Annotated in this window: 11 protein-coding genes and 1 pseudogene; 5 read left to right on the top strand and 7 right to left on the bottom strand. The window is 68.9% G+C overall.

Annotated elements, in window-relative coordinates; genetic code table 11:
• Positions 1-91 precede the first annotated feature (91 nt).
• The 3 genes and pseudogenes from BM345_RS30475 (at position 92) to BM345_RS30375 (ending at position 879) form a co-directional block, all read left to right on the top strand.
• Positions 92-217, top strand: coding sequence for a high-potential iron-sulfur protein (locus BM345_RS30475; protein WP_254789491.1), 126 nt, complete (start codon positions 92-94; stop codon positions 215-217).
• A 19-nt stretch (positions 218-236) separates the two neighbouring features.
• A pseudogene (locus tag BM345_RS30835) lies at positions 237-401 on the top strand (response regulator transcription factor); the annotation flags it as partial.
• A gap of 85 nt (positions 402-486) precedes the next feature.
• Positions 487-879, top strand: coding sequence for a LuxR C-terminal-related transcriptional regulator (locus BM345_RS30375; protein WP_217653956.1), 393 nt, complete (start codon positions 487-489; stop codon positions 877-879).
• A 304-nt stretch (positions 880-1183) separates the two neighbouring features.
• Here the strand turns inward: BM345_RS30375 and BM345_RS03295 are convergent, their stop codons facing one another.
• Positions 1184-3304, bottom strand: coding sequence for a sigma-54-dependent Fis family transcriptional regulator (locus BM345_RS03295; protein ID WP_093375531.1), 2121 nt, complete (start codon positions 3302-3304; stop codon positions 1184-1186).
• A gap of 310 nt (positions 3305-3614) precedes the next feature.
• Here BM345_RS03295 and pedF point away from each other — a divergent pair, with 310 nt between their 5' ends.
• A complete protein-coding gene (gene pedF, locus BM345_RS03290; RefSeq protein WP_254789547.1) occupies positions 3615-4058 on the top strand; it encodes a cytochrome c-550 PedF in 444 nt (147 codons plus the stop codon).
• 11 nt (positions 4059-4069) lie between these two features.
• Positions 4070-4912, top strand: a complete 843-nt coding sequence (locus tag BM345_RS03285; RefSeq protein ID WP_093375527.1) for a type 2 periplasmic-binding domain-containing protein — start codon at positions 4070-4072, stop codon at positions 4910-4912.
• 19 nt (positions 4913-4931) lie between these two features.
• Here the strand turns inward: BM345_RS03285 and BM345_RS03280 are convergent, their stop codons facing one another.
• From BM345_RS03280 to BM345_RS03255, 6 genes are all read right to left on the bottom strand, one after another.
• A complete protein-coding gene (locus BM345_RS03280; protein ID WP_093375525.1) occupies positions 4932-5339 on the bottom strand; it encodes a DUF779 domain-containing protein in 408 nt (135 codons plus the stop codon).
• 19 nt (positions 5340-5358) lie between these two features.
• Positions 5359-6879 carry an aldehyde dehydrogenase gene (adh, locus tag BM345_RS03275; protein ID WP_093375523.1) on the bottom strand — a complete coding sequence of 507 codons (1521 nt, stop codon included), beginning with the start codon at positions 6877-6879 and terminating at the stop codon, positions 5359-5361.
• 207 nt (positions 6880-7086) lie between these two features.
• Positions 7087-8238: a CaiB/BaiF CoA transferase family protein gene (locus BM345_RS03270; protein WP_093375521.1), complete on the bottom strand. Its 1152-nt coding sequence runs from the start codon at positions 8236-8238 to the stop codon at positions 7087-7089.
• A 16-nt stretch (positions 8239-8254) separates the two neighbouring features.
• Positions 8255-9223, bottom strand: a complete 969-nt coding sequence (locus BM345_RS03265; RefSeq protein WP_093375519.1) for a Bug family tripartite tricarboxylate transporter substrate binding protein — start codon at positions 9221-9223, stop codon at positions 8255-8257.
• Between the two features lie 50 nt (positions 9224-9273).
• Complete coding sequence (locus BM345_RS03260; protein ID WP_093375517.1) at positions 9274-10080, bottom strand: citryl-CoA lyase; 807 nt, start codon at positions 10078-10080, stop codon at positions 9274-9276.
• Between the two features lie 146 nt (positions 10081-10226).
• Positions 10227-11915 (bottom strand): Na/Pi cotransporter family protein, encoded by a 1689-nt coding sequence (locus tag BM345_RS03255; protein WP_093375515.1) that lies wholly within the window; start codon positions 11913-11915, stop codon positions 10227-10229.
• Between the last annotated feature and the right edge of the window lie 9 nt (positions 11916-11924).

Genomic DNA, 11924 nt, shown 5'->3' with positions numbered 1-11924 from the left:
CGGGCCGCACGATGGCCGGCGGCTGCATCGCGGCACTGCTGCCCGCAACGATGCGAAGAAGTACCCGAAGCACACGGCGGCCCAGCGCTGCGTGAACTGCTCGATGTGGCAGGGCGCGGCCACCGAACCCTGGGCCGGCTGCGCCATGTTCGGCCGCAAGCAGATCGCGGCGGAAGGCTGGTGCATGGCCTGGGTCACCAGGCCGGGCGCCGGGTGAAGCGGGGAAGGGGCCGCGCGTGATCCGCCTGCTGCTCGTCGACGACCACCCGGTGGTGCGGGCCGGCTACCGCCACCTGCTGGAGCTTGAAGGCGACATGCAGGTGGTGGCGCAGGCCGGCCACGCGGACGAAGGCTGCGCACTCTTTGCCGCGCAGGCACCGGACCTCACCATCACCGACCTGTCCATGCCCGGCAGCAGCGGGCTGGAGTTGATCCGGCGTTTGCGCGAGCGCATGCCGCAAGCGAGCGCGCACGCTGGTCTTCAGCATGCACGACAGCGAGTTGATGGTGCGCAGGGTGCTGGAGGCCGGCGCGCGGGGCTTCGTCTCCAAGAGCAGTGCGCCCGAGTGCCTCATCGATGCGGTCCACGCGGTGATGGCGGGCCGCCGCTATCTCAGCCCGGGCCTGCCATCGCAGCTTCTCCAGCAGGGCGTCACCCCGGCGCAGCCGCTGGCGTCGTTGACGCAGCGCGAGTTCGAGATCTTCCGGCTGCTCTCGCGCGGCGATTCGCCGGAGGACTGCGCGCGCTCGCTGCACCTGAGCCGCAAGACGGTGTCGAACCACCAGAGCCTGATCAAGGAAAAGCTGGGCCTGTGCACCACGGCGGCCATGGCGCACCTGGCCCTTCGGCATGGACTCATCCAGCCAGAGGTGTGCTGAGAGCGCGTGAGTCCGGGTCGCTGCGTGGCGTCTTCGCGTGAAGCAGCGTCTCGTCGTGCCGGTCAGTGCAGCTCGGGCTGATAAGCGCGGTTGAAGCGCACTGCCAAGCCGAGAAGCCTCTTGTCGGATGTCCACAGCTGCGCAGAAGGCGTGAGCATCGTGGAGGCCAGCAACAGGATGTCGGGGGCCGGCATTCTGGGGAAGCAAGCCCAGCCGGCGACGGCGCCGACTGCTCCACGCTGGTACAACGCCGTTCGACGCTGGCACAGGGTAGTCCCTGAGGACTGTCCCGCGCCCGCCTGCCTCACTTGCTCCAGCGCAGCTTGCGGTAGATGGTGTTGCGGCTGATGCCCAGCCGCTTGGACGCGACCGAGATGTTGCCGTTGGCTGCGGCCAGGGTGCTGCGGATCAGCTCGACTTCCGCCTCACCCAGGGTGAGGGGCGTTGCCGGCTCCGCCGCCTGGAGCGGCGCACTGGCGCCGTCCGGTGCCCGCTCGCTGCCGGCTGCAGGCAGGAAGGGCGGGGGCGCGGCATGCGCCACCCCTGGCTCCGTGCGGATCGGCATGGACAGCTGCGGCGGCGGCGCGATGCGCCCGCTGCGCACGTCCTCCAGGAAGTCGTCGGAGAGATGCTGCTCCTGGATCTGCCCCTCACCCGCTGCCATGACGGCGGCGGTGCGCAGAACGTTCGCAAGTTGCCGGACGTTGCCCGGCCAGGCGCAGGCCTTGAAGAGCGCCATGACCTGGGCGCTGATCTCGGGCGTGCCGTGCGGGCAATCGCTCAGCAGGATGCGCCGCGCCACCACGTCGAGGTCGCTGCGCTCGCGCAGCGCGGGCAGCTTCACCACCAGGCCGTTGAGGCGGTAGTACAGGTCTTCGCGGAAGGAGCCGGCCTCGATCATGTCGCGCAGCTTGCGGTGCGTGGCGCCGATCACCGCGATGTCCACGGGGATGGACTTGAGGCTGCCCAGCGGCGTCACCTGGCGCTCCTGCAGCACGCGCAGCAGGCGCGCCTGCAGGGCCAGCGGCATGTCGCCGATCTCGTCGAGGAACAGCGTGCCGCCGTTGGCCTGCACGATGCGGCCCACCGAGCCCTTGCGGCGCGCGCCGGTGAAGGCGCCGTCCTCGTAGCCGAAGAGTTCCGCCTCGATCAGCGACTCGGGGATGGAGGCGCAGTTGACCGCCACGAAGGGCTGCCTGGCGCGGTTCGAGTCTTGGTGCACGGCGCGGGCCAGCAGTTCCTTGCCCGTGCCGGTCTCGCCCAGGATGAGCAGGGGAATGTCGCGGTTGATGACGCGCTGCACTTTCCGGATCAGCGTGGCGATCTGCGGGTCCCCGGTGTCCAGGTAGTGCAGGCCGGAGAACAGCGTGCCTTCCGCGGAATGCGCCGTGGCGCCGGCCAGCATGCCCGCGGGGCGGCGGGCATCGGCCCCGTCCGAACTGCGCAGGGCAGCCGTGTCGCCCCCGCCCGCGGCGCGCAGTTCGCCGGCCGCCGGACGCTGCGGCCCGTTGAAGCGCGCGCTGACATGGAAATGCCGCCCGTCGGGCAGGCTCAGCGCCATGGGCGTGGCCAGCGGCGCGCGGAAGTGATCGAAGACGGCCGGCGCGGTGGTGCCGAACAGGCTGGTCAGGCTGTGCATGCGCAGCGCCGCGCTGCTCATGTCCAGCTGGTCCAGCGCGCTGCGGTTGGCACCCAGGATCTTGCCGTCGGCGCCCACCACGATGATCCCTTCCAGCAGCGTGCCGATGAATTCGACCCGGGTGTGGAAGTGCAGGCGCAGCCGGTTGCCGTAGTCGTCGGACAACCACTGGTTCTCGATCATGCGCGCCGACATGCGCACCAGGCCCATGGTGTGGCGGTGGTAGGAGCGCTGGTCACCGGTGACGTCCAGCACGCCGAGCATGTTGCCGCGTGGGTCGAAGATGGGCGCGGCCGAGCAGGTCAGGAAGTTGTTGGCGTGAATGAAGTGCTCGCCCCCGTGCACGACGGTGGGCGCCTCCTCGAACAGCGCCGTGCCGATGGCGTTGGTGCCCTTGGAATGCTCCGCCCAGTTCACGCCGGGCGTCAGCGCGACCTTGTCGGCGCGCTGCAGGAAGCGGTCGTCGCCCACCGAGTGGAGGATGGTGCCGCTCACGTCCGCCAGCACGATCATGCTTTCGGTGTCGACGATCTGCTCGAAGAGCATTTCCATTACCGGGGCGGCATGGGTGAACAGGCGCTGGTTGCGTTCGCGCGCCACCGCCAGGTCGCTGCGCATCAGCGGTTCGAAGTGGGGCCGCTCGACGCGCGTGAGGCCCAGGGCCGAGCAGCGCTGGTGCCACTGCTCGATGAGTTCCGTGCGTTCACGCTGCTCGGACACGGGCAGTGCCTCTGGGGTGGTCCAGGTCCTGGCAGTCGCGGCCAGCGCTCGTGGGGTTGCAACCATGGTGTTGTCTCCGCTGCTTCTGCTGAGCAGGTGTCTGTCTCGTCAAAACTCTAGTCTGTCGCGACCTTGTGTCCCGTTCTGGTACAGCGGACACACAGCTCTTCGCTACATCTCGCCCTGCAGCTCCAAAGGATGCCACACGCGAGGCAATCCACGCAATTTGTGTTCCTGCCTGCAACAACCTCGCGTGGCATAGCGTTTGCGCACTCCGGCGCGTCATCAACTGAACGTGAACGGAGACGAAACCATGAAAGCCACGCGACCGACTGCAAGGGGCCTGCCCCCCGGGACCCGCAAGGGATTGAAGCTGATGGCCGCTGCGCTGGGCCTGGCCTGCGCCGGCCTGGCCTGGTCGCATGGCGACGTGACGCCGCAGGCGGTGGACACGCACGGCCTGCCCGAACTGGGCAAGGAATGGCGTCCGGAGAACCCGTACCGCGGCAATGCTGCGGCGGTGAAGATCGGCACCTCCGCGTACAACCAGAACTGCGCCCGCTGCCACGGCATCGAGGCCATCTCGGGCGGCATCGCGCCGGACCTGCGCAAGATCGACAACGACTGCGCCTCGCTCAAGGACGCGGGCAAGAAGGCGGCCTGCGTGAAGGAGATGGACGACTTCTTCCTGACCACCGTGCGCCATGGCCGCACGCGCAACGGCGCGGTGTACATGCCGCCCTTCGAGGGCGTGATGAACCAGGAGGCGATCTGGTCCATCAAGGCCTACCTCGAGACCCGCCGCGACAAGCCGATGTAAGGAGGGCGAACATGCGTGCATCACATCTCTCGCGCCGCGCCGCCCTGCAGTGGATCGGCGCCGCATCGCTCGCGGGGCCGGCGCTCGTCGCGCGCGCGGCGCCGATGGACCGCATTCGCGAGCGCGGCAGCCTCACGGTCGCGCTCTACAAGGACATGCCGCCCTTCAACGCCGAAGGCAAGGGCATCGACGTCGAACTGGCGCGGGAGCTGGCCGAGTCGCTGGGCCTGCAGCTGTCGATGCTGCCCTTCAACGCCGACGAGAACATGGGCGACGACCTGCGCAACATGGTCTGGCGTGGCCACTACCTGGGCTTCGGCCCGGCCGACGTGCTGCTGCACGTGCCGGTGGACAAGCCGCTCATCGACGAGACGCCGCAGGCCCGCATCTTCGCGCCCTACTACCGCGAGCGCGTCGTGCTGGCGCGCCGGCTCGATCGGCAGCCGCAGCTGGACAGCCTCTCCGCTCTCGGCGATGCCAAGGTGGCCGTGCCCGGGCAGACGCTGGCCGGCTGGCTGATGATCGGTGCCGACGGCGGTGCGTACCGCAACCAGCTTTCCACGCAATGGAAGGACGGCGCCGAGGCCGCGCGCGCCCTGCAGCGCGGCGAGTTCGCCGCCGCGGCGGGACTGGCCTCGGAGATGGAGTCGGTGCTGCGCGGCGATGCGCGCTTCGCCATCACGCCGCTGCCTTCGCCGCGCGCCCGGCGCGACGGCTGGGCAGTGGGCATGGCGGTGAAGAAGGATGCGACCGACCTGGCGCAGGCGCTGCAGGCCGGCATCAACCAGCTCGCAGACAGCGGACGCCTGCGCCAGATCTTCGAGGGCGCCAACGTCGCCTGGCAGGCAGGCTGAAAGAACGCGCGGGCCCCGCTCAGGCGGGCCGGCCCTGCGCCTGCAGCGCCTGCCATTCCGCATCCTCGTACAGCCGCGAGCGCGTGAGGAAGCGCATGCCCGTCGGCCGCTCCAGCGAGAACATGCCGCCGTTGCCGGGCACGGCATCGATGATCAGGTGCGTGTGCTCCCAGTATTCGAACTGCGAGCGGCTCATGTAGAAGGGCGTGCCGGCGATCTCGCCCAGGCAGATGTCGGCGTCGCCTGTGATGAATTCCCCGAGGGCGAAGCACATGGGCGCGCTGCCGTCGCAGCAGCCACCCGACTGGTGGAACATCAGCGGCCCATGCGCCGCGCGCAGGCGCTCGATGAGCGCCTGCGCGGCCGGCGTCGCGGACACGCGAGCGACCACCGGCGCGGAGGGCGCGCCGACCTGCGTATCGCTCATGCGTGGCTCCTTTTCTTTCTCAGAAGAAGCCCAGCTTGTTCGGGCTGTAGCTCACCAGCAGGTTCTTGGTCTGCTGGTAGTGGTCGAGCATCATCTTGTGGTTCTCGCGGCCGATGCCCGACTGCTTGTAGCCACCGAAGGCGGCATGGGCCGGGTACTGGTGGTAGCAGTTGGTCCACACGCGGCCGGCCTGGATGCCGCGGCCCATGCGGAAGGCGCGCGCGCCGTCGCGGCTCCACACGCCGGCGCCCAGGCCGTACAGCGTGTCGTTGGCGATCTCCAGCGCTTCCTCCTCGGTCTTGAAGGTGGTCACCGACAGCACCGGGCCGAAGATCTCCTCCTGGAAGATGCGCATCTTGTTGTGGCCCTTGAACACGGTCGGCTTGACGTAGTAGCCGCCGGCCAGGTCGCCGCTCTTCTCGTTGCGGCCGCCGCCGGCCAGGCACTGTGCGCCTTCCTGCTTGCCCAGGTCGATGTACGAGAGGATCTTCTCCATCTGCTCCTTCGAGGCCTGCGCGCCCAGCATGGTGGCGGTGTCCAGCGGGTGGCCTTGCGTAATGGCTTCCACGCGCTTGAGCGCACGCTCCATGAACCGGTCGTAGATCGATTCCTGGATCAGCGCGCGGCTGGGGCAGGTGCAGACCTCGCCCTGGTTCAGCGCGAACATGGTGAAGCCTTCGAGCGCCTTGTCGAAGAAGGCGTCGTCGGCCGAGAGCACGTCCTCGAAGAAGATGTTGGGCGACTTGCCGCCCAGCTCCAGCGTCACGGGAATCAGGTTCTGGCTGGCGTACTGCGAGATCAGGCGGCCGGTGGTGGTCTCGCCGGTGAAGGCGATCTTGGCGATGCGCGGGCTCGATGCCAGCGGCTTGCCGGCCTCCAGGCCGAAGCCGTTGACCACGTTGAGCACGCCCGCAGGCAGCAGGTCGCCGATGATCTCCATCAGGACCAGGATGGACGCGGGCGTCTGCTCGGCCGGCTTGAGCACCACGCAGTTGCCCGCGGCCAGCGCCGGCGCCAGCTTCCACACCGCCATCAGGATCGGGAAGTTCCACGGAATGATCTGGCCCACCACGCCCAGCGGCTCGTGGAAGTGGTAGGCATAGGTCTCGTGGTCGATCTCGCTGATGCCGCCTTCCTGCGCCCGCACGCAGGATGCGAAGTAGCGGAAGTGGTCGATGGCCAGCGGCATGTCGGCGGCCATGGTCTCGCGCAGGGGCTTGCCGTTGTCCAGGGTCTCGGCAACCGCGAGCGTCTGCAGGTTCTGCTCCATGCGGTCGGCGATCTTCAGCAGGATGTTGGCGCGCTCCGTGGTCGAGGTGCGACCCCATGCGGCCTTGGCCTTGTGCGCGGCGTCCAATGCGGCCTCGATGTCCTTTGCGTTGGAGCGCGGGATGCTCGTGAAGGGCGTGCCCGTGACCGGCGTCAGGTTGTCGAAGTACTGCCCGTCGATGGGCGCGACCCACTGCCCGCCGATGTAGTTGCCGTACTGCTTCTTGAAGGGGTTCGCAATGCCGAGATTGCGCATTTCAGCCATGTCCATGAGTTCATCTCCGTTGAAGTTGAGGAAGGAAGCGCATGGAACACAGCGCAATCGGCGGGCCAATGCGGGCCACCGCCTGCGCGTGGGGCGCAAGTCCTTGTCAGGCAACGGGAATGCATTCGGCCGCTGGCCGAGGCTGCGCCAGCCCCGCGGCGGAGGCTGTACCGCACAGGAGCAGCGTGCTGCAGATTGGATCAGCGCGCCCGGCTAGCCGCGCTGGCGCAGCCGCTCGCGCAGCGGCGCGATCACTTCCTCGTCGTGCTCGCCCAGCACGGGCGGCGCCGTCACCGAGAGGCTGCGCTCGCCGTCGAAGCTCACCGGCGAGCGCACCGTGCGCCACGGCCCCATCACCGGGTGCTCGGTCTCGATGGCCAGCTGCAGGTGCTTGGCCTGCGGGTCTTCCAGCGCCTCGCTGGTGTCGTACATGGGGGCATGGGGCACGTCGCGCGCTTCCAACCGCTCGCACCACTGCGCGCGCGTGCGCTGGCGGAAGGCGGCGCCCAGCAGTTCGATCAGCTCGGGCTGGTGCTTGATGCGGCCTTCGCGGTCGGCGAAGCGCTCGTCCTTGAACAGCCCGGGCTGCTCGATCGCATCGGCCAGGCCCTGCCAGAACTTCTCGGGCGAGGACATGTGCAGCGCGATCCACTTGCCGTCCTGGCATTCGAGAACGTAGGACTGCGACACGCTCGGCCGGCTGAAGGGGCCCATCACCTCGCCTTCGGAAAAGAAGTGCGTGAAGGCGTCGAGGTTGAAGTGGCACATGGCCTCCAGCATCGACACCTCGACGCGGCTGCCCACGCCGGTGCGCTGCCTCGCGATGAGCGCGCCCATCACGCCGTAGGCCGCGTAGAAGCCCGTCATCGCATCGGCCAGCGCCGGGCCCACGACGCGCGGGTTGGCCGGGTTGATGAGCAGGTTGAGGTAGGCGCTGGCGGCCTGCGCCACCGTGTCGTAGGCGGGCCGGCCCGATGCGGGTCCGTCCTGGCCGAAGCCGCTGATGGCGCAGTACACCAGGCGCGGGTTGAGCTCGTGCAGCCGCTCCCAGCCCGCGCCCAGGCGCTCGGCCGCGCCAGGGCGAAAGTTCTGGATGTACACGTCCGCCTCGCGCACCAGCTCGTCGAACACGGCGGCATCGCCCGCGTTCTTGGTGTTGAGCGTCACGCTCTTCTTGTTGCGGTTGTAGGTCTGGAAGTGCGGGCTGTAGAGGCCACCGCGAAAGGCGCGGAAAGGGTCGCCCGTTTCCGGCTGCTCGATCTTGATGACCTCCGCGCCCAGGTCGGCCAGCAGCATGCCGGCCGCCGGCCCGGTGATGAACGTCCCTTGTTCCAGGACCTTGATTCCCTCGAGTACCTTGGGCATTGCGCTTGTTTCCTGTTCAATCCACGCGGATGTTCTTGGCCTTGACGATGCGGCCGTAGATGTCCGAGTCGCGCTTGACCATGGCGGCCATTTCCTCGCGGCTGGCACCCAGCGGCTCGGAGTTCAGCTCCTTGATGCGGCGCTGGATGTCCGGGTCCTGGCTGGCGGCCAGGAAGGTTGCATGCAGCTGCGCGACCACCGCGGGCGGCATGGTCGAGGGGGCCCAGATGCCGTGCCACGACATCATCGACAGCCCCGGCACCACTTCCGCGAAGGTGGGCACATTGGGCATGGCCGGATGGCGCTGCTCGCCCGAGTAGGCCAGGGCCTTCACCTTGCCTGCGGCGATCAGCGGGTAGGCCGAGGCCATGGGCTCCAGCACGGTGTCGACCTGCCCGCCCAGCAGCTCGGTGATGGGCGAGGTGCGGTAGGGCACGTGGATCATGCTGGTCTTGGTCTCGTCCTTGAGCCATTCCATGATCAGGTGCGAAGGGCTGCCGGCGCCGTAGGAAGCATGCGAGATGGTCCCCGGCTTGGCCCTGGCCTGCTCCAGCAGCGCCTTGAGCGAATCGGCCTGGAACTGCGGGCCCGCGATGAGCACCAGCCCCTGGCGCATGGTGGTGGCCACGGGCACCAGGTCCTTGGCCGGGTCGAAGACCAGCTTGCCGTAGATGGACGGGTTGATGGTGAAGGCGGTCGACACGTTGTAGAGCACCGTGTAGCCGTCGGTGGACTTGGCCACCGCATCGGTGGCCAGGTTGCCGGCCGAGCCCGGCTTGTTGTCGATGACGAAGGCCTGGCCCAGCTTCCTGGCCGCGTACTCGCCGTAGATGCGGGCGAACACGTCCGGCGGCGTGCCGGCCGCGAAGCCGACGATCACCCGCACGGGCTTGGTGGGCCAGGCGGGCGCCGTCTGCTGCGCGCTGGCCGATGCGCCGGCGAGCAGGGCGACGGATGCCGCCAGAAGTTCTCTCCTCGTTGCCATGTCTTCTTGTCTCCTGTCTTGTGAATGGTGTGGGGTTGCGTTGCGTTGCTCTAATTCTTCTTGCCGAAGCCCTCGGGCACTTCGCCTTCATAGACCAGCTCCCGCGTGGCCTGATAGGAGAGGGCGAAGCCGATCGAATGCTGCATCTCCTCGACCAGGTGCCCGATGAGCCCCGCGGTGCGCGCCAGGATCGGCACGCCGCGCAGGGCCGTGACCGGGAAGCCCACGTCCAGCAGCACCGCGGGAATGGCGGCCGACACGTTGAGCTTGAGCGCCTTGCCGGTCGCATCGCCGATCACGCGCTCCACCGCCTCGGCGATGGCCACGAAGCGCTGGCCCGCGCCGCAGTCGCGGGCTACGCGGAAGAGGGCGTCGACCCGCGGGTCGCGCGCCTTGTGCAGCGGATGGCCGTAGCCCGGGATCGGCTTGCCCGCAACGCGATAGTCCTTGAGCACCGCCAGGGCCGCTGCATCCAGGTCGCCATCGGCGCCGGCCTTCTGGTCGATCTCCACGAACATCCGGCCCGCGTTCTCCGAGGCGCCCAGGATCACCGAGCCGCAGCCCAGGATGCCCGCCGCCACCGCGCCCTGCAGTGCATCGGGCGCCGCCGCCAGCGTCATGCGGCTGGCCTGCACGCTGGGCACCAGGCCGTGCTCGGCAATGGCGACCAGGGTCGCGTCGAGCACGGCCGTGGCCGCGGGCGTGGGGCGCTGGCCGGTGACCAGCAGGTGGAAATAGTCGGTGAACGAGGTCTTGCCGATGAGGTCCGCGCACAGGTCCTGCCCGCGCACGACGATGGTGTCTTCATCCGAGGTGGAGATGCGCGTGCGCGGCACGGTCTCCTTGCCGATCTTCATGGTCCTGTCCTTGGGTCTTGTCTCGATGGGCGTACCTTATCCATGAAGATTCGCGGCAGGAAGTGAAGAGTTTCGATGCTTTCGATCGACGGCATCGATTCGATGGATCGCGCCGCGCCGCGCGGCTTCGCAGGCCCTGCTGCTGGCTACTGGCGACCGAGCAGATGGGCCATGGCGAGCCCGGTGTAGCGCGCCAGCGCTTCGAGGCGACGGACCGCGTCGACGCGCGCCATCGCTTCGTCCGCGCTCGTGGCGCCGCCGGCCACCGAGCCCAGCGTCGCCTTGCGGTGGGCTGGCTGCAGCTCGCGCAGTGCCTCGGCGGATTGCTCGAGACGCAGCATGGCGTGCTCGATCGACGCGCCATCTGCGGTGACTTCCGTCTCTTGGTCGAGCACCACGGCAGAGGCGGCTTCGCGGGATGTGCTGGGCAGGGCGCCCACTTCGTCGGCGATCAGCACGGCGCTTCGCATCACTTGCGCACACAGTTGCGCGGCGCGTGCGTCCTCGGGCGCGCTGGCCACCGCGCCGAATGCCGGGTTCTCGCCGGTGAAATCGGCCAGCCGCGAGGCTTCGTCGAGCGCGTGCAGCGTGCTCGTGAGGCGGTCCTGCTCCTCGTCCGATTCGGGTGGGCCACTGCTTTCCGAGATGAACTCGCGCGCCTGGCCCAGCGCGGCGCTGGCATCGGCCACCGAAGCGCTTGCCTTGCCGGCACGCGCCGGCGTCCCATGGCCCTTGGCCGCCAGGGCCTCGCCGACCGAGCCGCAGATCGCCCCCAGTGCGCGCGCCACGGTGCGCCGCACGGCTTCCTCGGCGGCCAGCGGCGTCATCAGCGCCGCGGGGTCCAGGCATTGCGTGAGGTGCGACCTGCGCTCCGGAAGCAGCCGCGTGACGAAGTGGGTGAAGCGGTCGATCAGCGGCAGCAGCACGGCCACGCCGATCACGTTGTAGGCCGTGTGGTACGCCGCCAGCAGCGTCACGCCATCGAAGCTGGCCGACAGGCGGTTGACCAGTGGAATGGTGAAGGGGAACAGCGCCAGCGCGATGAGCGCCGCGATCAGCTTGAACAGGATGTAGGCCAGGGCCAGCCGCTTGGCGGTGCTGCTCGCGCCGATCGCGGCCAGCGCGGAACTCGTCGCCGTGCCGATGTTCTGGCCGATGATGAGCGCGCAGGACTGGTCAAGTCCGATGGCCCCCGCGAAGTGCGCCGACAGCGTGACCGCGATGGCGGCGGTGGACGATTGCATCACCGCCGTCATCACCAGGCCGAGGGCAACCAGGGCCAGCACGCCCATCACGCTCGAAGCAAAGCTGACGCCCGGGCCGGACACCGTCGGGAAGTTCTCGGGATGCAGCTGCTCGGCCATGCCGCCCATGCCCTGCTGCAGCGTGGTCAGCCCGAAGAGCACCAGTGCGAAGCCGGCCAGCGACGCACCCGCCGCGGACAGGCGCCCGCGCCCCAGCAGCATGACCAGCGCGCCGACGAAGATCATCGGCAGCGCGGCGGAGGTGAGCGAGACGCGCACGCCGATCAGGGCGATGAGCCAGCCCGTGCCTGTCGTGCCGACATTGGCACCGAACACCAGTCCCAGGCCCTGGGTGAAGGTGAGCAGGCCGGCGCTCACCAGGCCGATGGTGGTCATCGTCGTCGCGCTGGACGACTGCACGATCAGCGTCACGAAGGCGCCCCAGAAGGCGCCCGACAGCGGCGTGGCGGCCGCCCGGCTCAGCGTGGTGCGCAACTGCGTGCCGGCCAGGGCCTTGAGGCCGCTGGTCATCACGCTCATGCCGAGCAGGAACAGGCCGACGCCGCCGAGGATCGCGATCGTCGTGGACATGCGGCCGGC

This window comes from Variovorax sp. OV329, from assembly GCF_900114785.1.
In the GTDB taxonomy this organism is placed as follows: Bacteria; Pseudomonadota; Gammaproteobacteria; order Burkholderiales; family Burkholderiaceae_C; genus Variovorax.
This window is presented reverse-complemented; position numbering and strand designations above follow the sequence as displayed.

What these genes read in the sequence shown, in the direction of transcription:
- BM345_RS30375 (WP_217653956.1), top strand. Translation starts at nt 487, where the DNA reads ATGCACGACAGCGAGTTGATGGTGCGCAGGGTGCTGGAGGCCGGCGCG.
- BM345_RS03295 (WP_093375531.1), bottom strand. Translation starts at nt 3,304, where the DNA reads ATGGTTGCAACCCCACGAGCGCTGGCCGCGACTGCCAGGACCTGGACC.
- BM345_RS03280 (WP_093375525.1), bottom strand. Translation starts at nt 5,339, where the DNA reads ATGAGCGATACGCAGGTCGGCGCGCCCTCCGCGCCGGTGGTCGCTCGC.
- BM345_RS03265 (WP_093375519.1), bottom strand. Translation starts at nt 9,223, where the DNA reads ATGGCAACGAGGAGAGAACTTCTGGCGGCATCCGTCGCCCTGCTCGCC.
- pedF (WP_254789547.1), top strand. Translation starts at nt 3,615, where the DNA reads ATGGCCGCTGCGCTGGGCCTGGCCTGCGCCGGCCTGGCCTGGTCGCAT.
- BM345_RS03255 (WP_093375515.1), bottom strand. Translation starts at nt 11,915, where the DNA reads ATGTCCACGACGATCGCGATCCTCGGCGGCGTCGGCCTGTTCCTGCTC.
- adh (WP_093375523.1), bottom strand. Translation starts at nt 6,879, where the DNA reads ATGGACATGGCTGAAATGCGCAATCTCGGCATTGCGAACCCCTTCAAG.
- BM345_RS03270 (WP_093375521.1), bottom strand. Translation starts at nt 8,238, where the DNA reads ATGCCCAAGGTACTCGAGGGAATCAAGGTCCTGGAACAAGGGACGTTC.
- BM345_RS03260 (WP_093375517.1), bottom strand. Translation starts at nt 10,080, where the DNA reads ATGAAGATCGGCAAGGAGACCGTGCCGCGCACGCGCATCTCCACCTCG.
- BM345_RS03285 (WP_093375527.1), top strand. Translation starts at nt 4,070, where the DNA reads ATGCGTGCATCACATCTCTCGCGCCGCGCCGCCCTGCAGTGGATCGGC.